This window comes from Nostoc linckia z4 (assembly GCF_002608075.1).
In the GTDB taxonomy this organism is placed as follows: domain Bacteria; phylum Cyanobacteriota; class Cyanobacteriia; order Cyanobacteriales; family Nostocaceae; genus Nostoc; species Nostoc linckia.
Map to the genome: position 1 here is coordinate 308,165 of NZ_LAHA01000002.1, position 20,992 is coordinate 329,156.

The following is a 20,992-nucleotide window of genomic DNA, read 5'->3' on the forward strand; positions in this document are numbered from 1 at the left end:
AACTGCTATTTACATACTCTAGATAAATAACAGCAATTTTACTGAGCTTAATGTTACTTGCGCTTCTCAGAAAAAGCCATGAAAATTTATGTAAGTGCATAGTAACTAACTGATGAAACCGGAAGAACAGGCAAGGCAAAAAATTGACCAATTACTCACCACCGCAGGATGGGTTATCCAAGACTATGAGCAAGTGAACTTGGGTGCGGGGTTGGGAATTGCGGTGCGCGAATATCCCTTGAAATCTGGTTATGCTGATTACTTGCTATTCATCAACCGCAAGGCTGTTGGAGTTCTTGAAGCGAAACCTGCTGGATTTGCTTTAAGCGGTGTTGAAATCCAATCCGATAAATATTCCTTTAACTTGCCCAAAAGTCTCCCCTGTCACCAAAAGCCTTTACCTTTCATCTACGAAAGCACTGGTACAGAAACATTTTTTCGTGACTCCCGCGATCCTGATTATCGCTCAAGGCGGGTGTTTACTTTCCATAAACCGGAAACGCTACAGGAATGGCTAGGTAAGTCTGACACCCTCAGAGGACTTTTGCAACTGTTACCCACAATTGAAACAGAAGATTTACGAGATTGTCAGCAAGAAGCGATCGCAGGTTTATTTAATTCTCTCAAAGAAAATCGTCCTAGAGCATTAATTCAAATGGCGACGGGTGTAGGCAAAACCTATACTGCTGTGAGTTTTATCTACTGGCTGATTAAGTTAGCTGGGGCGAAACGGGTTTTGTTTTTGGTGGATCGGAAGAATTTGGGAGAACAAACCCAGAAGGAGTTTCAGCAGTATGTCACCCCTGATGATGGGCGCAAGTTCACTGAACTCTATAATGTGCAGTTGTTGACTTCCAATACCATCGATCCAGTTAATAAGGTGTGTATCACCACGATTCAGCGTCTTTATTCGATGTTGCGGGGAGAGGCTGAATTTGAGGCAGAAAATGAGGAAGCATCACAGTTCAATGGCGAGGAGGAAAACCAACAACCCAAGGATGTAGTTTATAACCCGAAAATTCCCATTGAAACCTTTGATTTCATAATCACCGATGAATGCCACCGCTCGATTTACAATGTGTGGCGGCAAGTTTTGGAATATTTTGATGCTTTCATTATCGGACTGACGGCAACGCCATCTCTGCAAACCTTTGGCTTTTTCGATCAGAATTTGGTGATGGAGTATTCCCACGAACGGGCGGTAGCTGATGGAGTGAATGTGGGGTATGAGGTTTATCGCATTCGCACCCAAATTACAGAACAGGGTAGCAATATCCAAGCAGGATTTTACATTGATAGACGCGATCGCCAAACTCGTGCCATCCGTTGGCAGCAGTTGGATGAAGATTTAAACTATGCGGGGAGGGAGTTGGATCGTTCTGTTGTAGCGATGGATCAAATTCGCACGGTGATTCGCACCTTTAAACAGCGATTATTTACCGAGATATTCCCTGGTAGAACCGAAGTTCCCAAAACCCTGATTTTTGCTAAAGATGACTCCCACGCTGAAGATATTGTGCGAATTGTCCGCCAAGAATTTGGTAAGGGGAATGAGTTTTGTAAAAAGATTACCTATCGCACCACTGGGGAGAAAGCAGAAGATTTAATCGCCAGTTTCCGCAACTCCTATAACCCCCGCATTGCTGTCACCGTCGATATGATTTCCACGGGGACGGATATCAAACCTTTGGAATGCTTGCTATTTATGCGGGATGTGAAATCGCGGATTTATTTTGAGCAGATGAAAGGACGGGGAACCCGCACAATTAATCCCACAGATTTTCAAGGAGTGACACCCGATGCTCAAGTGAAGGAACAATTCGTGATTGTGGATGCGGTGGGGGTGTGCGAGTCAGATAAAACTGATTCTCGACCTTTGGAGCGCAAACGCAGTTTACCTTTTGATAAATTAGTCCAAGCAGTGGCGTTGGATCAGCGAGATGAAGACACGCTGATGTCCTTGGCGGGACGCTTGGCAAGGTTAGAAAGGCAACTGAATGCGGATGAACGCACAGAATTAAAAACTGCTGCTGGGGGCAAGTCTATTCCACAGATTACCAGAGAGTTACTCGATGCCCTCGATCCAGATACGCAAATTGAACAGGCGATCGCACAGTTTCAAACCCCAACACCCACGGAAACACAACAGCAGCAAGCAGCAGAGGTATTAATCAACCTTGCTTGTCAACCCTTTGATAATCCCCAGTTTCGTAACTTGCTCAAAGATATTAAAAGTAAGAACGAGCAGATTATTGATACTATCAGTCAGGATGTGGTGTTAGCTGCGGGATTTGATACCACTGCTAGGGATAAGGCAATGGGGACTGTGGAGAGTTTTCGGGAGTTTGTAGCAGCGAATAAGGATGAAATTACTGCACTACAAATCCTTTATAATCAGCCCTACGGACAGCGACGGTTAACCTACGAGCAAATCAAGCAGTTAGCGAATGCCCTAGAACGTCCACCGCGTAACCTGACACCAGAAAAGTTATGGCAAGCATACACCCAGTTGCAAGCAGATAAAGTCAGGGGTGCAGGGGTGCAAAAGCTGTTGACAGATATCATTTCTCTGGTACGCTTTGCGATGGGGGAAACGGAGACGTTAGAACCCTACGCGGTGACAGTTGAGGAGAAGTTTCAGCAGTGGTTAGCAGGAAAACAGTTTACCTCACAGCAGGTGGGGTGGTTGGAAAAAATTAGGGAGCATATTGCCACCAGTGTGAGGATTGAGCCAGAGGATTTACAGGAAATGCCACAGGAAGCGTTTCAGGGTTATCAGTTGTTTGGAAATGATTTAATGGATATTTTGGATGAGTTGAATGAGGCGTTAGCTGCGTAATGGGTGAGGAGTTGTATGAGTTGCCAAAAGGTTGGGTGTGGACAGAAATAGAAACTCTTGTAGAAAGTGGAATACAAAATGGAATCTATTTACCTAAATCTGAGTACGGTTCAGGAACTCCTATTTTGAGGATAGATGACTTTCAAGATGGTTTTAGCCGTCCTTCTAATCAACTGAATTTAGTTAGAGCCAAACCAGAGGATATTGAAAAATATAGTTTAAATGAGGGTGACTTAGTAATTAATAGAGTGAATAGTCCTAGCCATCTGGGTAAGTGCTTGCCTGTTAGGTCTAGAAATATTCCAGCTCTATTTGAGTCAAATATGATGAGACTCAGATTATTTCAAGCGGCTAACGTATTTTTTCTTGCATTCTATTTGCGTTCTCGTTTAGGAAAATCTCGCTTGATCAGTAATGCAAAATGGGCAGTCAATCAAGCTAGTATTAATCAAACAGATGTAGGAACTACACCTGTTCCCCTTCCCCCACTTGCTGAACAACATCGCATAGTTGCCAAAATTGAAGAACTATTCACCCAACTTGATGCAGGGGTAGAGTTACTCAAAAAAGTAAAAGCCAAATTAAAACGCTACCGTCAGGCGGTGTTAAAAGCCGCAGTCGAAGGAAATTTAACTAAAGAATGGCGGGAAGCCAATCTAGGAGAATTAGAACCCGCCTCAGTGTTACTTGAACGTATTCTCAAACAACGACGGGAGAAGTGGGAAGCCGAACAACTGGTGAAGATGAAAGCACAGGGGAAAACTCCCAAAGATGATAGTTGGAAGCTGAAATATAAAGAACCAGTTGCACCCGATACTTCGGATTTAGCTAAATTACCTGATGGGTGGTGCTGGGTTAGGTTAGATACTATAGCAGCATTAAAAGGCGGAATTACAAAAGACAGTAACCGAAAATTTGAGAACTTTAAAATAATTCCTTATTTACGAGTTGCGAATGTACAGCGTGGATATCTTGATTTAAACGAAATTAAAGAAATTGAAGCTAATGAAACAATTATTACTGAGTTATTGCTCAAAAAAAATGACATTTTATTTAATGAGGGTGGAGATAGAGATAAATTAGGAAGAGGTTGGATATGGCAAGAAGAGATTAGTGAATGTATTCATCAAAATCACGTTTTTAGAGGTCGATTATATAACTCAGACCTATCTGCAAAATTCGTTTCTTGGTGTAGCAATACTTATGGTGCAACATATTTCATGAAGGAGGGTAAGCAAACAACTAATCTTGCATCTATTAACTTAAGCAAATTGAGTGCTTTTCCTATACCTTTACCGCCTCAAGAAGAACAGGTTCAAATTCAATGTGAAGTTGAACTGTCTTTTTCAGTAATCGACCAACTCGAAAAAACCATAGATACCAACCTCAAACGCGCTGAAAAACTCCGCCAAACCATCTTAAAACAAGCCTTTGAAGGCAAACTCGTACCCCAAGACCCCAACGATGAACCCGCCGAAAAACTGCTAGAACGCATCAAAGCAGAGAAAGCTAACCGCGAAGCTGACAAAAAACCAAAACATCAATCTACAATTAAATCCAAGCAACCGCGTAAATCTAAAACTACAGCTACACAATTAGAGTTGAAATTAGATGATTAAACGACTATTCCCCGTCCCCAATCATCTGGGCGAACAACTCCCAACCCTCACGGAAGACAAAAAGCAACTCCTCCAACAGCAAAGCATCACCCAAGATTCCCCAGGAACAATTCTGCGGGACTTTCAAACCATCCTAGAATTTCTCCAACCTGACGGCGTTGAAGTTAGCAGCACGTATCATCAATTCTCTCTCAAATACCTCCAGCAACTCAATTCTCGCTTGAGTTACCCCATTGAAACTAACCTCAAGCGTCCCCAACAAAAATCCTACCCCTACATTTACGGGTTATACTTCGTCCTTCGCACCTCTGGACTGTCTCAAGTTATCACCCAAGGTAAAAAAAGCAAATTAGTTTTAGACAAACAATTCCTCAAAATTTGGCAAGGCTTCAACCCAACAGAACAATATTTCACACTTTTAGAATCCTGGTTAATTTGGGGAGAAAGCGAAGTCTTAGGCGAATTTAGAGATCCATACGGACTATTATTTCGCTGCTTGCAATTTTGGCGAGAAATTCCAGATGAAGGCTTAACCTTTAATAGTTACTCGGAACAAGACAAATTAGCCTATTACCCAGGCTTGCACAGTCTTAGTCTGTTTCATTTATTTGGCTTTCTCGAACTCACCCCAGGAAAACCCGAACCTGCTAAAGGTTGGCGGATAGCTGCTGTAAAACGCCGTCCTTGGGGAGATGCAATGATAGCTTTAATCTCGGAAATTTATGATGAAATTGAACCAGACAAAGAAGAGGAGGAAATTACCCTTAACTTCCGCATAGCCTTTGAAAAATTAAAACCATCACTCCAAACCTACTTTCCTGAATGGGAACAAACCTTAGTCATTGCCAAAGGAGAGTTTACCGAGGCAATTTATACTTTTAAAGTCAGCCTGTTGGATGCTTGGCGACACATAGCCATTCCTAGCAACTTCAATCTCGATCAAGTCGCCGCAGCATTGGTTCAAGCATTTGATTTCGACTTTGATCACCTCTACCGATTCATTTACAAAGACCATTTAGGACGTACTTTTGAATTTTCCCATCCCTTTGTTGATATTCCCCCAAACACCAGCGATTTTCGCTTGGGTGAATTACCACTAAAAACAGGAAATCATCTGCAATTTATCTTTGATTTATTGGATGAGTGGGAGTTTGATTTACAGCTAGAAAAATTTGAACCTGCTAATCCCAAAATTAAAAAGCCCAAAATTCTTGAGTCTCATGGTGAAGCACCAACACAGTATGGCGAAGAGGAATAGTTTTACTGATGCGATCGCACATTCAAGACGTTTCAGAATTAGTGATGCGATCGCTCTTACTGTATGAGTGTCAAGGGATGGGTGGTGCGATCGCCGCAACATCGCTTGCATATTGTCTAATCTTTATTCTCCATCTTCCACCGCGCCTAATGCTTTAAGTGTGGCTTTTTCAGCTTCGGTTAAGCCTTTAACACCTGTGATGTTCATGCCAGCATAGGGTTTATTATCAAGTGTTTTTAAGCATTCACTTGATTTAATATCCCACACTTTAATTGTTTCATCTCTACTACCACTGATAAGATTTCTACCATCAGGACTAAAAGTAATAGTACTAACCCAACTATTATGTCCTAACAAAGTTTTAATACATTCCCCAGTACAAGTATCCCAAATAATTATTTGTCCATCATGACCTGCACTAGCTAGTAAATGACCATCTGGGCTAAATGCTATTGAATTTACCGTATGTTTACACAAAGTTTTTAAGCACTCGCCATTATGGATATTCCACAGTCTTATTGTTTTATCAAGACTCGCACTTGCAACCACATCACTATCTGGACTAATTGCTAATGCACTTACCATTGAAGTGTGTCCTTTGATGATATTTAAGCATTCTCCTGTGTGAAAATCCCAGAGTCTTACTGTCTTATCATAACCACCACTAGCTATAATCTTGTTATTAGGGCTGATTGCTACCATCCATACCCAGTCGATATGTCCTCGTAGAATTTTTAGTGGTTCTTTTGTTTGAGAATCCCATATCTTGACCGTACTATCACCACTTCCACTTACCAGAGTTATACTATCAGAAGCAAAAATGACTGAATTTACTCCTCCAGTATTTTGAGCGTAAAAAGTTTTTGAACATTTATAAGTCTTAATATCCCATAACTTGATTGTTCTATCATAACTGCTACTAGCTAAAGTATTACCATCAGGGCTAATTGCTACTGAGTTAACCCTACTTTGATGACCTTGTAAAGTTTGTAAGCATTTTCCTGTAACAATGTCCCATAGCTTTATAGTTCCATCTTCACTACAACTAGCCAAATTTATACCATTAGGACTAATAGCTATTGAACGTACCCAACCAGTATAACCTTGCAAAATTTTTAAGCACTTTCCAGTGATAATGTCCCATTGTCTGACAGTTTTATCTTCACTACCACTAATTAAATAGTTACCTTGAGGACTAACTGCAATTGAACGTACCCAACCGTTATGTCCTTGTAAAGTTTTAGTGCATTCCCCAGTTTTAAAATCCCATATCTTTATTGTTGTATCCTTACTACTACTCACAATAAAATTTTCACTAACGGCAACTGCACGTACTGTGTCAGTATGTCCTTCAAAAGATTTTAAACAATTTTCCTTAGCAACATCCCATAATTTGATTGTTTTATCTCTACCACCACTTACTATGTTTTTACCGTCTGAAGAAAACACAACTGAGCTTATTGAATCGGTATGTCCTTGAAAAATTTTCAGGCATTTTCCAGTCGCAATATCCCATAATTTTAATGTTTTATCTGCGCCACCAGTAACAAGTATTTTTGCATCAGGACTAAAAGCTACTGTACGTATGTTGCTTATACCATCTAATGTTTTCAAGCATTCCCATGTATGAGTATTCCATAGCTTTATTGTTTTATCTCGACTTCCGCTTGCTAAGATTTTACCGTCTGGACTAAATGCTACTGAATGTACTCTATCGCTATGTTCTTCCAAGATTGCTATACACACTCCAGTAGTAGTATTCCACAGCTTTACCGTATGATCATAGCTGGCACTAGCCAAAATGTGAGCATCAGGACTAAAAACTATCGAGCGTATCCAATTATTATGCCCGTTACATTTTAAAATCGGCTGATCATTTCCAGTCAACCATATATTAATTTCACAATTACCATCAGCTGCTGCAAATAACTTACCATCAGGACTATATGCAACTGAAAAAACTGCGCCAAAGACTTTTGGAAAAACTGATTCTGTTAGATTGGCTTTGATTAAATGAGCGTGTCGTAAACTGGTATCAGAAAAATCAGCCCCCTTAATTACTGTATGATTTAAGTCTCTTTCTTCCAACGCTGTTTTATCAAATTTAACTGCCAGTGTCGCTGCATTTCCGCCGATATAACCTACCTCATTTTCGCTTTTACCTCGCGTGGCTTCAATTATACTAATCAGAGTTTCATGATTACTCAACATTGGTAAGAGTAAATCTATTACTGCTTTTGTGAGTGGTGCTTTGCCAAAAGTTTCTCTTAACTTCTCAAAAGACTCGGTTGTAAATGCTTTAAGTGGCGCAATAATATCATTTGATTGACGCGAAAAATAAGCAGACCACGTATAATCAGCAGGCGCGACAGTTTTATCTACAAGCGATCGCGCTTGTGCCAATTCTGTAAAATCATTAGCTAACGCCCCTAACTCTGCGGCAAATTTATACGCTACAAAAAACTCCAACAGCGACCTATGCGCTGGAGTATAATCACCATCAGCATTGCGAACAAGCATCGTCTGCGCCATCATGTCATAATGCCAGTGGTCTAAATCCTTTTCTTCTTGCACACTAGAACCAAATAAGCGGCGGATACGTTCTGGGAAAAGGCGATAATTCAAGCTCATTTGGTCATTAGACAGCATTTCCCAGGAAAGTTCGCACAGGAAATACAGTTTATCTGCCAAAGAAGTAAAAGTACGTTCTGCCTTGATATCCCGTTCCATCTTGCGCCGCACTGCATACAGATAAACCCGTGACATATCTACAGGTTTACCCGCTTCAATATCTGGCAATGCTTCTAAGATTAAATCGGTCATTACTGGACGACGGGCTAAGTCTAATAATTGCTCATTGCCCATCACTTGTTCAACTGTCACTGCTTCAGCTTGGTATGAAAGCACCTGCCGAATTTGCTCATCGTTGAATTTATCCAGTTCTAATACCTCAAATTGCGGCGTTTCGCCAGTCAATTTTTTAGTCGATGCTTGCAATTCTGCATTGAGTAAAGCACGTCCTTCTTTCGCCTCTGGGAAATGCTCAGTCCGACAGGTAAGGATAACTTTAGCACCGGGAACTACGACCTTTGCCAGTTCCCAGAAGTTGTTAATCATCTGTTGGCGGTCAACTTTTGCTGCCATTTCGTCAAAGCCATCGAAAATTAGCAGCAATTTACCCATGCGGTTGAGTTGGTCGAAAACTTCGCTGTTGATGCGGATATTATGTTGGGTAAAAAAGAAACCTGCTAAAACATTCTCTACATTTAACGCTTTGGCAAAGTCACGCAAGGTAATTACTAAAGGAAGACGGGGACGTTCAACACCACGTTTTTGAGCATCGCGGTAACGTTGCAGTGCAGTCCAAGCATAGTGAAAGACAAACCAAGTTTTACCTGTGCCAAATTCTCCCAGAATGGAAATATGCTCTTTTGCAGGGTCATCAAGCCACAAGTCTATATAGCCATCAATCCAGCCGTCTTCTTCCTCGTATCGACTCACCCCAATTCGCTGCTTAGTTACTGGGTCAATTTCTTCTTTTGTACAAGCAAGAGGTACATACTTAGTATCAATTTTTCGGCGTTTGATTTCTGCTTCTAACCAGTCAAGATAGGCATTAAAGTCGGCATCTAAGTCAATTAGTTCGTCAAAAGTGAAACAATCAAGATGACGATTTGTTTCCTTTTTGACTTCATCCCTTGCAGCGCGTGAAATGCGGCGGGTAGTTACTAACCATCCTTCATCAGTTTTTTGCGCCTCAACTGAGGAACGCAACGCCATGACATCACTCAGTCCAATTTCTCCTGCAACACCACGTATAAGAATGCGGTCATAACTGCGACGTACTGGAATTTGAATTATCCATTCAAAATATTCCTCTGCCCAGATTTCATATTTTTCAAAGTCATAGCCCAAAGTTTCAAACCATCCTCGCATTTGTTGGGCGAGTGCGATCGCTCTACATTGGTTTTCAGTGACACTTCCTGGTAATGCAGGATAATTCTGTGCTGCTAACCTAGCTATTTCTGTGCGAATTCCTTCCAGCGTCGGTAATCTATCCAGTTGTTCTTGGATACTCGCAATCCTGCTATGTAAAGAACCGATTTTCTGGCTCATCAACACATCAGCAGGTGTGCGGCTACGTTTCGCCACTTCGATAAATACCGTCGCAAATTCAGCTACCTCTCGCCTAACATCAAGTTCCAAACTTCTAATATCATCGCCCGATGCATAGGCATCAAGAAAAGCATCAACCTCAGAAAGGAGAATTGAAGCGTTATTGTGGTCTAATGCTGTGCGAAAAGCTTGTTTAATTGCTTCTTGCCGGAATAATTCCAGCAATGGTTTTGGTTTGCCAACACCGTACTCTACTAAGGCGTAAGCGTAAACACCACTAAAATCAGCAGGTGGATGCTCTGGATCGAGGTTAAATTGCTGGAGTAACTTAATTACTGTCTCACTACGCAGAATTTTTTCTTTAATCAAAGGATTGGCGATGCTAGTAATGGCGTTAAAGACCAGATCCAGATTAATCAAGCTCATGATGACACTCCGAAAGCGCAGAGCTATATTGCTAACTAAGGATTAATTACTATTAGAAATGATTTATCGCCAAAAAAAGTTTTATTTTATACTTTCTCAAGCATTATCGAAAAAATACACCCAATAACTGTAATATACTCAAACTTTGGGATTTTTCGCAGCGATGCATTGATTCAGTTATACAAAGAGTGAAGCTGGCATTATAGCTACAAGTGAGCAACATAATCATTAATTTGAGCTTGTCTTCGCGGCGATCGCCATCTCAAAAATATATAATTCTTCGTTACTAGTAAAACTCCCTGTAGCATCACTCAATGGCTAACGAATCCTCAACCATCGTTCAAAAACTCTGGAATTACTGTAACGTCCTCCGCGATGATGGCGTTAGCTACAGTGACTATGTAGAACAGCTTACCTATTTGCTGTTCTTGAAGATGGTCGAAGAACAAAACCAACTTCCCCCGCCTTTGGGCAAACGTTCCACCATTCCCCCAGAATACAGTTGGTCAGCACTGCGATCGCAAGATGGTGATGCTTTAGAAACCCAGTACCGTCATACTTTAGAAAACCTGGGTAAAGAAAAAGGACTTTTGGGCGTTATCTTCCGCAAATCGCAAAACAAAATTCAAGACCCCGCCAAACTCAAGCGACTGGTAGAACTCATCAACTCAGAAACTTGGATTGGTTTAGATATCGATGTAAAAGGAGAAATTTACGAAGGATTGCTGCAAAAGAATGCTGAAGATGTTAAAGGTGGTGCAGGTCAGTATTTTACGCCAAGGGCATTAATTAAAGCCATTGTCGAAGTCATGCAACCCCAACCAGCACAGCGCATCTGCGATCCTGCTTGTGGTACAGGTGGTTTTTTCCTGGTTGCTAATGACTACATCACCAAAAATTACAAACTCGATAAAGCTCAAAAGCAATTCCTGAAAAATCAAACCTTCAAAGGTTTTGATGTTGCTGATGGGGTAGTACGCCTCTGTGCAATGAATCTGTATTTACACGGTATAGCAGGTGATGAAAGTCCAGTTGATGCTAAAGATAGCTTAATGGCAGATCCAGGCGATCGCTTTGAATTAGTATTAACAAATCCACCCTTCGGTAAAAAAAGCAGCATTACTGTTTTCAACGATGATGGCAAAGCAGACAAAGAAAAGGTCGTGTATCGCCGTGATGACTTTTGGGCTACCACATCTAACAAACAGCTAAACTTTCTCCAGCACGTCAAAACCCTACTGCAAATCAACGGTAAAGCTGCTATTGTTGTTCCTGATAACGTCCTGTTTGAAGGTGGTGCTGGTGAAACCATCCGCAAGAAATTACTGCACGAATGCGACGTACATACCTTACTGAGACTGCCAACAGGTATATTCTACGCTCAAGGTGTCAAAGCTAACGTGTTATTCTTTGACCGCAAACCCGCCAGCGCCGACCCCTGGACTAAGAAACTCTGGATTTACGATTTTAGAACCAATCAGCACTTTACCCTGAAAACGAATCCTCTGCGTTACTTTGACTTGCAAGACTTTATCCAATGCTTTAATGCTCAAAATCGCCAAGAACGCCAGGAAACAGACAGGTTTCGCGCCTTTAGTTATGAAGAACTGATGCAACGGGATAAAGTCAGTCTGGATATTTTCTGGCTGAGGGATGAAAGTTTAGAAGACTCTGATAACCTTCCAGCACCGGATGTTTTAGCTTTAGAGATTGCTGAGGATTTAGAAGCAGCGTTGGAACTATTCCAAAGTATCACTGAGAACTTAGAGGCGAAAATTGTCAGCGAAGTCTGAGTTTGCTGCAAGCGATAATTTTGAGGTTGAAGAGGTGCTACTCTCACTAGAACCTGTATCCTTTAAGAAGATACAGGTAATTGCGTCTGTGTCTAACAACAAATCATGAGACAAAATAACTTATATAAAGTGACACATTTACTAGGTTAGTATATGTAATAAACACTAGAGTATACAATTAATAACACGATATAAATACAAACACTACTTTAAAACAGATGCAAATACAATGCTTTTATCAACTTTTCAACATTTAAAAGGAATTGGATCTAAGACAGAAAATGAACTTTGGCGTTCAGGTATTGTATCTTGGGACGACTGGGAGTTAAAACAAGCAACTCAGTTATCTATCTTTGATATTAATACAGATAATAGTAGAAAGAGTTTTATTCAAGCTTCACGCAAAGCAATTGAAGATGAAAATGCTGATTTTTTTGCTGATAAATTACCTAGTTCCGAATACTATCGAATTGCTCTTACTTTTCCTCAAAAAACAATGTTTTTAGATATTGAAACTACTGGTTTAAGTAGACACTACAATAATATTACACTAGTAGGATGGAGTATGGATTCAAAGTACAAAGTATACATACAAGGAGAGGATGATTATTCTTTTAGACAAGCATTAACACAAGCAAAAGTTCTCGTTACCTTTAATGGTTCGCTTTTTGATATTCCTTTTATTTGTAAAGAATTTCAGGACTTGAAACTTCCTAAAACTCACATTGACCTACGTTTCTTAGCAAAACGGGTTGGGCTAGAAGGAGGGCAAAAAAAAATTGAAAAACTTTTAGGAGTAAAAAGACCTTCTAATTTGTTGGACATAGAAGGTGATTCTGCTCCTTTACTTTGGTACAAATACTGTCGAGGTGATTCTGAGTCCCTGAGGCTGTTGATTTCTTACAATCATGCGGATATAGAAGGCATGAAATCAATATTTGATGATGTTATTTCTCGGCTTATAAAAAAACATCAAATTCCTCTAGATATTAGTGCTTCCATTCATTATTTTGCGGCAAATCCAAGTCCATTACAGTGGAATAAAGGTAAATCAAAATCAAACCCAGAGGGAATATCTATACCTGCTCCTAAAGAAAAACAATGCTCAAGCATATTACTAAAAGATATTGCCGATATAAAAGATTTATCTAAATTAAAAATTGTTGGTATTGACCTTTCCGGTTCGGAAAATCGAGCGTCTGGATGGAGCGTATTAGAAGGAGATTATGTACTTACCAAAAGATTAAATACTGATTCTGAGTTAATTAATGCAACGCTGGATGTTAAGCCTACTCTTGTCTCTATTGATTCACCATTGTCTTTACCTATAGGAAGAGTTAGCGTTGAGGATAGCGATCCTGGACGGCAACTTTACGGTATTACTCGGTTTTGCGAAAGGATATTAAAGAAGCGTGGGATAAATGTTTATCCATCTTTAATTAGGAGTATGCAAAATTTGACTGCTCGTGGTATTCGGCTTGCTAAATATTTTAGAGGGCAAGGGATACCTGTGATTGAAAGTTATCCAGGTGCAGCACAAGATATAATGAATATTCCACGGAAAAAAGCTAGTATTGAACTTCTTAAAATTGGGCTTAGTGAATTTGGTGTTAAAGGAGAGTATACTGAGCAACCAGTAAGTCATGATGAACTAGATGCAATTACTTCAGCTATTGTTGGTGTTTTCTTCTGGAATGGAAAATTTGAAGCATTAGGAAATGTTGAAGAAGAATACCTAATTATTCCTGATGTTAATTCTTGCCAAAGTACTTGGAAAAACAGAATAGTTATTGGATTCAGTGGATCTATGGCTGTTGGAAAAACAACTGCTGGTAACTTGCTCAAATCACGAGGATTTCATTACGCTAGATATAGTCTGGTGCTAGAAGATATTTTAAATGAACAAGGCATCAAGCCGACTCGCGAAACGCTACAACAAATTGGAACAGAAGTAAACCAAAAATTAGGGCAGCGTTGGCTATGTAAAAAACTTCTTGAAAAGCTGCCCAAGAATAGTGATATTGTTATAGACGGTTTACGCTTTCCTGAAGACTATGCTTTTTGGCAAGAAACATTCGGTTCATCTTTCTTACACATTCATATTACTTCTCCATTGGAATCACGTATGGATAGATATATTGCTAGAGGAGGCGAAGCAGAAGAATTTGTTATAGCTAATTCCCAGTTAACAGAACAGAATATTAGCCATCTAGCTGATTTAGCACATATTTTAATTGTTAATGATAAAACAGCAGAAGAATTTTCTTCAGCTATTATTCAAGCTATAGAGTCTAGAGAAAGAAAAAATTAAGGAAAGGAACAAGATTTTAAAAATGCCTGTAACAGTAGTAGTAGGTGGCCAGTTTGGTTCTGAGGGTAAGGGCAAGGTTGCACATTTTTTTGCAAGAGAAAAAAGAGCAACTGTAGCAGTACGTGTTGGAGGGTTTAACTCCGGGCATACAGTTATCTCTGCATCAGGTACACCAATAATTCTTCAGCAATTACCTACTGCTGCGCTCTTACCAAATGTTATATGTGTATTAGGCGCAGGAAGTTATATAGAACCAAACATATTAATAAATGAAATTACTCGCATAGGATTATCTAAGGATAGGCTGTTAATTGATCCCAATGCTGTTATCGTGACTGAGCGTGAACAAATAGAAGAGCAAACAGGTTCATTGGGTCAATCTATAGGTTCGACTTTAAGTGGAACAGGTGCAGCAGTACGTAGACGAATTGAGAGGAATTCATCAGTTTGTTTAGCTAAACATGAAGTGAGTTTGCAGGAATTTGTTAAACCTGTAGTACCGTTAATGCGTTCATATTTAGAGGCTAAAGAAAGAATAATTGTTGAAGGTACACAAGGGTTTGGTTTATCTCTACTTCACTCTAGTGATTATCCTTATGTAACAAGTCGGGATACAACAGCAGCAGGATTTATTGCTGAAGCTGGTCTTAGTCCCCTAGATGTAGATGAAATTGTACTTGTGTTACGTGCATTTCCTATCCGGGTAAGCGGAAATTCTGGGCCTTTACCTGATGAAGTTGATTGGCAAACAGTATCTTGCGAGTCAGAGGTTTGTACTCCAATTATTGAATATACCTCAGTTACTAAATTAATCAGGCGGGTTGCTCGATTTAATCCGGATGTAGTACGTCAAGCGATTCTAGTCAATAGACCAACTCATATTGTCTTGAATCATTTGGATTATGTAGATGCAAGATGTAATTTTTTGAATCGCCCAACAGAAAAAGTCTCCCAGTTTGTTGCTGAGGTTGAATCTGCACTTAACTCAAATATTGATTATCTTGGATTTGGTGCAGCATCACTTGTATCCCGTAATCATCTAAATCTCACGTCAAGCCAATATGAGTAACACCCCTCAATCCAACATACAAGTAAATAGTCCAAGTCCATTTGCTCCAAGTCCTGACGAAGCAGAAAACAGATTTAAGGAATACAAATCCAAAGATCCATTTCCTGATATCTTACCTGCACTGTTAAATTCGGCTGATATTTATGACTATGTTGCTGTAACTGGTATGATTGATCCTTTTGATCCAGATAAACTTAAGTCTGCATCATATGAGGTCAATTTACTTGGAAAATGCGTATATTATGATGAGCAAGGGAAAAAACAAGTTGAATATATTCAGAAAAATAAAGAATTTATTCTCAAACCAAACTCTATTGCCTTCGTAACTGTAGAACCAATGTTCCGCCTTCCAGACTATATTGCACTAAGATTTAATTTAAAAATAACCCATGTTTATAGAGGTCTGTTATTAGGTACTGGCCCATTAGTAGATCCTGGATTTGTAGGAAGACTTTCCATACCTTTGCATAATTTAACTACCAATGACTACAGATTTTTTGGTGGTGAAGCTCTTATTTGGGTAGAGTTTACAAAATTGAGTCATTCCGATGATTGGAGGCAATTGAAGAGACAAAGACGAGCAAATCTGATATCTCGCCAGGGGAAATACATACCATTCCCGGCTAGAAAAAACCAAGATTCCGATGTAGAGGAATATCTTCTTAAGGCAGATCGCAATCGTCCTATCCGTAGTTCGATTCCAGATGCAATCCAGGATGCTCGAAACTCTGCCGAAAAAGCTGCTCAATCTGCTGAGAGAGCTGCTCAATCTGCCGAAAAAGCTGCTCAGGAAGCTAAACAGTTAGCTGATGAAGCTGATAAAAAATTAACTCAAAGTCAACAACGGTTTACAATAGGAACTCTTATAGGAGTTAGCTTATCAATCATCGCTGTAGTAATGTCTTCTTGGCAATTAGTTAGTTTTTTTCTAAGTACATCTGAGTACCTGAACGAGACACGCGAAAAAAACATTAACCACGCAGATAAAATTAATTCTTTAGAAAGAGAAATTCAGAGACTCAATAAGAGAATAGATGAATTAGAGAATTCTACACGAGGAAGAGTACAGAAACGAGCAACACCCAAAGTTTCCTCAACAGCAACACCATAACATCTAATTTCAGATAGAGTTCAACCCTACCTAGATTTTAGTTCATGTATTAATCAGCTTGAATTATGAATGATATCTAGCAAACCAATTCTAGTAACCTAAATGCAGAATCTAAGTTGTAAGCCTTAACTATGTAGGCAGAGATATAAGCTTTTGAAAGTTCCCCATTTCACTAAAAGGTAATTGACAGCGATCACAGCATCCATGCTCCCATAAAGCAGGTATTTTAAACCTAGCATCATAATTCGGACACTTGGATAGTAAATGCAACTTATAGTGATCGCATCCCCCCGTTTCCTTAAACTGCCACTTAATCTGGTGACAAGGCCTTTCCGCATAACAAGCCCCACATAATCGAATGGGTTCATGCTGCATACCCACCCCAGCAGGTGGTAACATTTGCTTGCGTTAATCTATCGGCATCAACCCCCACAATTTTAGCTAAAGCTTCCAACTGGTGACGAGACGGTGAAGCATGAAACCGAAACTTTTCCCAGCGAGCGATCGCCTCATTTCCCTTTTCCTTGATTTGGCAAAATCGTTCCATCTGCCTGCGCTTGTCTAATTGCTCGTTTCAGAATTAACACCGCCATTTGCGACAATGAACGCTCCTCTGCATCTGCTAGTTGTTGCAGAGCTTCTTTGTCTTCTTCTTCCATGTAAATACTCAGTGTTACTTTCCCCATGTGACTATCATCAGTTTTTCTATGTATTTTTCTATTAAATCACTAAAAACAAATAAATTTAAACATAAATACATTAAATCTATGTATAATTACTGATAAGTCAAAAGCCAGCGCACAACTTTCTCAGGGCTGACGCGCTGGCTTCTGGCTCCCTGTCACAGGAGACATATTCTATGTTAAGACCTGTTTGCCACAAAACAGATGAACACAGAAGTTATCTACAAGCTTTAGATGACTTCGGTATTGGTGAACTATTGACGAAACTCAGCGATTATTGTGAACAGCAAGAACAAGAAACTTTAGCAGCGTTGTTAATTTCTCAATTAACCCAGAGTCTTGATGCTGGACTAGTTGCTAGTTATTTGAGTGCGATGGCGTTCAATCGCCAAGATTTACTCCCAAGGTTAATTAACCAGAAACTTTCTGCGAGTTCTGGTGATTTACCTGACGATTTTCCCAATACAGCAAAGACACCCCGCTTTTTGTACGGCGACAAATTGCGTTGGGTTGGTTCTGACACGGATTGGGGAATTGCGATCGGCAGATTTTACAGCTTTGCTCCCCATCTTTGCTGCTGGACTTGGTGCTACCTGATTTGGTTGAGCAAAGATAGTCCCAGTGCAGCTTGGACATCTGCCGATATTGCTTGGGAGGAAGATTTAGAACCACTGGAAGCGGAGCCAATGCTATGAATAATCCGCGTCCTTTACAGGCACGAGAGCAAAATTTGATTGACTTATATAGCCATTGTCAACTAGGAATGACACCCAAGAATTTTTATGCTAAGTGGGATGTCAATCATGAGGCGATCGCTCGGATTTGCTCTCGTTCACTTTCAACTGTCCGGCGTTGGTTCTCCAAAGGTCGCAATTACCGCAGACCCATGCCCAGCGATTTACGTCATCTTGCCCTAATGGACTTCCTGCTAGAAAACTTTGAGGAAATTCCAGAAGAATTTCTGAAGATGCTCTGTTCTCTAGCAAGGCATAACTAGGAATCGAAAAGTTGACGGTGAGCGAAGTCGAACTGTCAACCAATTGCAATGTCATCCTGACATTTTTTTACCAGCCACTCTCACTGTAGGGTGGCTTTAGTCTTGGGGTGCGATTCGTTCACTCGAAATGAATAGAAATATTCAGGGATGAGTGACATTTGAGAGATAACCCTTAATGGGTGGAGTTCGCACTTTAATCTCTCTCAGATGATAACTGAATAACCATGAGGGTGATTCTAAGGAAAAGTCCCTCTCCGTAGGTGCAACGGTAACAGCATCATCCCTACGGTAGCGACTAGCCATCAATCCGTAAAGCGGGATGAAAAGGAGGTAAAACTGGTAGCCTAAACTGGTTCCCTCCGAGCATAAACCTATGAATAGCGAAAGTAAAGATGCGCTGAACCATCGTCATAAAGAACCAGCGAAATAAGGCTTAATGCGTTGGAGCCAAAAGGCAAGGGATAAGGGGCTGGCAATTCTCTGGTTGACCAGTTGCACTCCCAATAAACCCGGTGGATAGCATCATTCTAAAGGTTCTAACAATGGTTATTCGGAACGAAGTAACCTTTCGCCTGCCCTCAGTAAGGTCGATAACTGAGTAGGTGCTAACCGTATGCTAACGAGAGGAGAGATTAAGTCAAAAGCGAACGCCCTGTTGTAATGACAAGGATATGCTGACGGACTTACGGTGATTTGGAATGTAAAGTTATGAGTAGCAATGCAAAAGTCTAATAAATGTACCCACTGCGGAATGTACTTCCGAGAGGAAGACGTACTGGAGATTGACCACAAAACCCCCAAAAGTTTGGGAGGCAAAGATGAATATAAAAATCTCCAGATATTACACAGACACTGCCACGATGAAAAGACAACTGAGGATGGTTCAGTTGTGAAGTACACATGACAAAGTGCCAAATCATTGAGGAGCCGTGTAATGGGAAACTATTACGCACGGTTTTGAAGACCAACGGGGTTGGTGACAACCTCGTTGAGTTTACTAATGTTTCAGCAAACTTTGTCTATTATTCAACTGCAATTCCCCAGCTAAATCATAGATACGATCAAGAGGGTTTTGTGACCTACATTGAAAAGCTAAATCCTTGGTGTATAGTCCGCCATTTTCCTAGTATGCAACACCAAATAGTTGCTCGTTTTCGCCGTCGAAGTGATGCAGAAGCTCATTCACAAGTTCTACATCGACTGATACCAAATGCAACTTTCTCAATCATGTTCAATCCAGCAGTCGAGCAAGCAGAGCAAATTAGCCCATGATTTGGTCATTCTGAAAATCAATTTAATTTGTAGCGAATTATTTTGTTTATTGAAACATAGGATATCCCCTCTTGTTACCTTTTTCCAGTAAAGCAAGGGGGGATTATTGGTAGCTAAAATTTGAAAAGTACTTATATTGCTACACAAACTTAGTATTCAATAGACTTTTGATGCTTGACCATATCGGCAAAAGTCAGAAAACATCGTTGACACCAACCATCTACCCACAATGCAGGAACCTTAAACTTTGCCCCGCAGTTAGGACATTCCGACAACAAAGTTATTTTGTGGCTCGCGCACCCTTGCGTTACCTTAAACTGCCATTCAATCTTGTGACAAGGTGACTCAACATAGCAAGCAGCACATAACCGAATCGGCTCAAGCTTCATCCCCACCCCAGCAGGTGGTAACATCTGCGCTAATCTGTCGGCATCAACCCCTACAACCTTAACCAATCCCTGCAATTGCTGCTGAGACGGTGGAGGATTAAAGCGAAATTTTTCCCAACGCGCGATCGCACCCCCAAGTCCTGCTGCTTTACCTAACCCAGTAGGCGTTAAATCATTTGCCCGTCGAAAGCGTCCTAAAAAGTGACTCAGACTTTCTCCATCTAAAGGTTCTATTTGAAACAGCCAAGGTTGAATCTTTGGAACTTCCATTATTTGTACTCTGCTGCTACTTCCTTCAAAGTTGCCAAATCCACCTTTTGTAATCCTTTCTTCAATGCTCGGATTGCTGCTTCTCTAAGAATCATATCCAGCAAACCAATATAACCTCCCGTTGCTTCGCCTAAAGTTTTTAGCATAGTCTTACTGGAAAGATTGGAAGCAACTGGCAGCTGTAAAACTTTTTTTTCCCAAATTTCAACAGTTCGCTTAAATTCTTCCCCTGAGAATTTACCAAATCGATGGCAAGCCCGAAAGCGATTGTAAACCTGTTCATCACGCTTAATCACTGCATCCAGGCGATCTGTTCCTACTAAGACCACAGATATTTCTAATTCTTCACCAATGTCTCGTACATCTTTAAATGTATTTGGCTTCAAGCGGTCGGCCTCATCAATAATTAATGTTTCTACACCACAGCCTTTAAGAACCCGCCGAGTCCGCTCTCGAATTTCAGCAACTGTTCCCTTAGTCATTTGATACTTCAGATGCTCAATAATTAGCGTAAACAAGTCCTTAGAACTGCATTCTGGAGGAACTAAGATGTAAGCAACAGGAACTATTGGAGGTTTACCTGGCTGTTGTATTGGCTTATGTCTTAATCTGTAAGCATTGCAGGCCATAGTTTTACCTGTACGTGACTCTCCAACAATTCGACAGCATTGGCGAGCTTGACGCTTCCCTTCTAGCCAATCATGTAGAATTTGTACTTGTTCTAGTGGCACAAAACTTTTACGGTTTAATCGTTGAATTTCTGCTTGTAATTTCGCATCATTTTTGGGTATATCACCCAATTGTTGAGCGACTTCTTGGCCTTGCTGTGAAGTCATTTT

Annotated in this window: 17 protein-coding genes; 12 read left to right on the top strand and 5 right to left on the bottom strand. The window is 40.4% G+C overall.

Annotated elements, in window-relative coordinates:
• Positions 1–112: 112 nt before the first annotated feature.
• Genes VF06_RS03615 through VF06_RS40260 form a run of 4 tightly spaced genes read left to right on the top strand, consistent with a single transcriptional unit; the run spans position 113 to position 5,874 of the window.
• Positions 113–2,839, top strand: a complete 2,727-nt coding sequence (locus tag VF06_RS03615; protein WP_099067418.1) for a type I restriction endonuclease subunit R — start codon at positions 113–115, stop codon at positions 2,837–2,839.
• A 20-nt stretch (positions 2,840–2,859) separates the two neighbouring features.
• Positions 2,860–4,458 carry a restriction endonuclease subunit S gene (locus tag VF06_RS03620; RefSeq protein ID WP_180267325.1) on the top strand — a complete coding sequence of 533 codons (1,599 nt, stop codon included), beginning with the start codon at positions 2,860–2,862 and terminating at the stop codon, positions 4,456–4,458.
• Positions 4,451–5,716, top strand: a complete 1,266-nt coding sequence (locus VF06_RS03625; protein WP_099067420.1) for an IS1096 element passenger TnpR family protein — start codon at positions 4,451–4,453, stop codon at positions 5,714–5,716. Before VF06_RS03620 ends, VF06_RS03625 begins: the two co-directional genes overlap by 8 nt.
• 8 nt (positions 5,717–5,724) lie before the next feature.
• Positions 5,725–5,874, top strand: a complete 150-nt coding sequence (locus VF06_RS40260; RefSeq protein ID WP_180267324.1) for a hypothetical protein — start codon at positions 5,725–5,727, stop codon at positions 5,872–5,874.
• Here the strand turns inward: VF06_RS40260 and VF06_RS03630 are convergent.
• Complete coding sequence (locus VF06_RS03630) at positions 5,840–10,258, bottom strand: NACHT and WD40 repeat domain-containing protein (RefSeq protein WP_099067421.1); 4,419 nt, start codon at positions 10,256–10,258, stop codon at positions 5,840–5,842. The two genes, VF06_RS40260 and VF06_RS03630, sit on opposite strands and share 35 nt — an antisense overlap.
• A 314-nt stretch (positions 10,259–10,572) precedes the next feature.
• Here VF06_RS03630 and VF06_RS03635 point away from each other — a divergent pair, with 314 nt between their 5' ends.
• From VF06_RS03635 to VF06_RS03650, 4 genes are all read left to right on the top strand, one after another.
• Positions 10,573–12,051, top strand: coding sequence for a type I restriction-modification system subunit M (locus VF06_RS03635; RefSeq protein WP_099067422.1), 1,479 nt, complete (start codon positions 10,573–10,575; stop codon positions 12,049–12,051).
• A gap of 229 nt (positions 12,052–12,280) precedes the next feature.
• Positions 12,281–14,362 (top strand): ribonuclease H-like domain-containing protein, encoded by a 2,082-nt coding sequence (locus tag VF06_RS03640; RefSeq protein WP_099067423.1) that lies wholly within the window; start codon positions 12,281–12,283, stop codon positions 14,360–14,362.
• 22 nt (positions 14,363–14,384) lie between these two features.
• Positions 14,385–15,431 (top strand): adenylosuccinate synthetase, encoded by a 1,047-nt coding sequence (locus VF06_RS03645; RefSeq protein WP_099067424.1) that lies wholly within the window; start codon positions 14,385–14,387, stop codon positions 15,429–15,431.
• Positions 15,424–16,542, top strand: coding sequence for a dCTP deaminase domain-containing protein (locus VF06_RS03650; RefSeq protein ID WP_099067425.1), 1,119 nt, complete (start codon positions 15,424–15,426; stop codon positions 16,540–16,542). Before VF06_RS03645 ends, VF06_RS03650 begins: the two co-directional genes overlap by 8 nt.
• Positions 16,543–16,906: 364 nt before the next feature.
• Here the strand turns inward: VF06_RS03650 and VF06_RS42350 are convergent, their stop codons facing one another.
• Together VF06_RS42350 and VF06_RS03660 are read right to left on the bottom strand one after the other, a co-directional pair.
• Positions 16,907–17,089: a hypothetical protein gene (locus VF06_RS42350; protein WP_244918116.1), complete on the bottom strand. Its 183-nt coding sequence runs from the start codon at positions 17,087–17,089 to the stop codon at positions 16,907–16,909.
• Positions 17,052–17,228, bottom strand: a complete 177-nt coding sequence (locus VF06_RS03660) for a ribbon-helix-helix domain-containing protein (protein ID WP_099067426.1) — start codon at positions 17,226–17,228, stop codon at positions 17,052–17,054. The genes VF06_RS42350 and VF06_RS03660 overlap by 38 nt, the downstream gene beginning before the upstream one ends.
• Positions 17,229–17,401: 173 nt before the next feature.
• Between VF06_RS03660 and VF06_RS03665 the strand changes: the two genes are divergently transcribed.
• From VF06_RS03665 to VF06_RS42355, 4 genes are all read left to right on the top strand, one after another.
• Positions 17,402–17,920: a hypothetical protein gene (locus VF06_RS03665; RefSeq protein WP_099067427.1), complete on the top strand. Its 519-nt coding sequence runs from the start codon at positions 17,402–17,404 to the stop codon at positions 17,918–17,920.
• Positions 17,917–18,222, top strand: coding sequence for a hypothetical protein (locus VF06_RS03670; RefSeq protein ID WP_099067428.1), 306 nt, complete (start codon positions 17,917–17,919; stop codon positions 18,220–18,222). The genes VF06_RS03665 and VF06_RS03670 overlap by 4 nt, the downstream gene beginning before the upstream one ends.
• Before the next feature lie 718 nt (positions 18,223–18,940).
• Entirely contained in the window at positions 18,941–19,126 is a 186-nt protein-coding gene (locus VF06_RS03675) for an HNH endonuclease (RefSeq protein WP_099067429.1), read from the top strand.
• Positions 19,123–19,494: a hypothetical protein gene (locus tag VF06_RS42355; RefSeq protein WP_244918117.1), complete on the top strand. Its 372-nt coding sequence runs from the start codon at positions 19,123–19,125 to the stop codon at positions 19,492–19,494. Before VF06_RS03675 ends, VF06_RS42355 begins: the two co-directional genes overlap by 4 nt.
• Before the next feature lie 149 nt (positions 19,495–19,643).
• Here VF06_RS42355 and VF06_RS03685 read toward each other — a convergent pair whose 3' ends face one another.
• Together VF06_RS03685 and VF06_RS03690 are read right to left on the bottom strand one after the other, a co-directional pair.
• On the bottom strand, positions 19,644–20,153 hold the full coding sequence (locus VF06_RS03685; protein WP_099067430.1) for a TniQ family protein: 510 nt from the start codon (positions 20,151–20,153) through the stop codon (positions 19,644–19,646).
• Complete coding sequence (locus tag VF06_RS03690) at positions 20,153–20,989, bottom strand: TniB family NTP-binding protein (protein WP_099067431.1); 837 nt, start codon at positions 20,987–20,989, stop codon at positions 20,153–20,155. The genes VF06_RS03685 and VF06_RS03690 overlap by 1 nt, the downstream gene beginning before the upstream one ends.
• Positions 20,990–20,992: the final 3 nt, after the last annotated feature.

Bases quoted from the DNA above. Each gene is read 5' to 3' on its own strand.
- VF06_RS03640 (WP_099067423.1), top strand. From the start codon at position 12,281: ATGCTTTTATCAACTTTTCAACATTTAAAAGGAATTGGATCTAAGACA.
- VF06_RS42355 (WP_244918117.1), top strand. From the start codon at position 19,123: ATGACAAAGTGCCAAATCATTGAGGAGCCGTGTAATGGGAAACTATTA.
- VF06_RS03635 (WP_099067422.1), top strand. From the start codon at position 10,573: ATGGCTAACGAATCCTCAACCATCGTTCAAAAACTCTGGAATTACTGT.
- VF06_RS03675 (WP_099067429.1), top strand. From the start codon at position 18,941: ATGCAAAAGTCTAATAAATGTACCCACTGCGGAATGTACTTCCGAGAG.
- VF06_RS40260 (WP_180267324.1), top strand. From the start codon at position 5,725: ATGCGATCGCACATTCAAGACGTTTCAGAATTAGTGATGCGATCGCTC.
- VF06_RS03665 (WP_099067427.1), top strand. From the start codon at position 17,402: ATGTTAAGACCTGTTTGCCACAAAACAGATGAACACAGAAGTTATCTA.
- VF06_RS03630 (WP_099067421.1), bottom strand. From the start codon at position 10,258: ATGAGCTTGATTAATCTGGATCTGGTCTTTAACGCCATTACTAGCATC.
- VF06_RS03625 (WP_099067420.1), top strand. From the start codon at position 4,451: ATGATTAAACGACTATTCCCCGTCCCCAATCATCTGGGCGAACAACTC.
- VF06_RS03685 (WP_099067430.1), bottom strand. From the start codon at position 20,153: ATGGAAGTTCCAAAGATTCAACCTTGGCTGTTTCAAATAGAACCTTTA.
- VF06_RS03645 (WP_099067424.1), top strand. From the start codon at position 14,385: ATGCCTGTAACAGTAGTAGTAGGTGGCCAGTTTGGTTCTGAGGGTAAG.
- VF06_RS42350 (WP_244918116.1), bottom strand. From the start codon at position 17,089: ATGGAACGATTTTGCCAAATCAAGGAAAAGGGAAATGAGGCGATCGCT.
- VF06_RS03670 (WP_099067428.1), top strand. From the start codon at position 17,917: ATGAATAATCCGCGTCCTTTACAGGCACGAGAGCAAAATTTGATTGAC.
- VF06_RS03690 (WP_099067431.1), bottom strand. From the start codon at position 20,989: ATGACTTCACAGCAAGGCCAAGAAGTCGCTCAACAATTGGGTGATATA.
- VF06_RS03650 (WP_099067425.1), top strand. From the start codon at position 15,424: ATGAGTAACACCCCTCAATCCAACATACAAGTAAATAGTCCAAGTCCA.
- VF06_RS03615 (WP_099067418.1), top strand. From the start codon at position 113: ATGAAACCGGAAGAACAGGCAAGGCAAAAAATTGACCAATTACTCACC.
- VF06_RS03660 (WP_099067426.1), bottom strand. From the start codon at position 17,228: ATGGGGAAAGTAACACTGAGTATTTACATGGAAGAAGAAGACAAAGAA.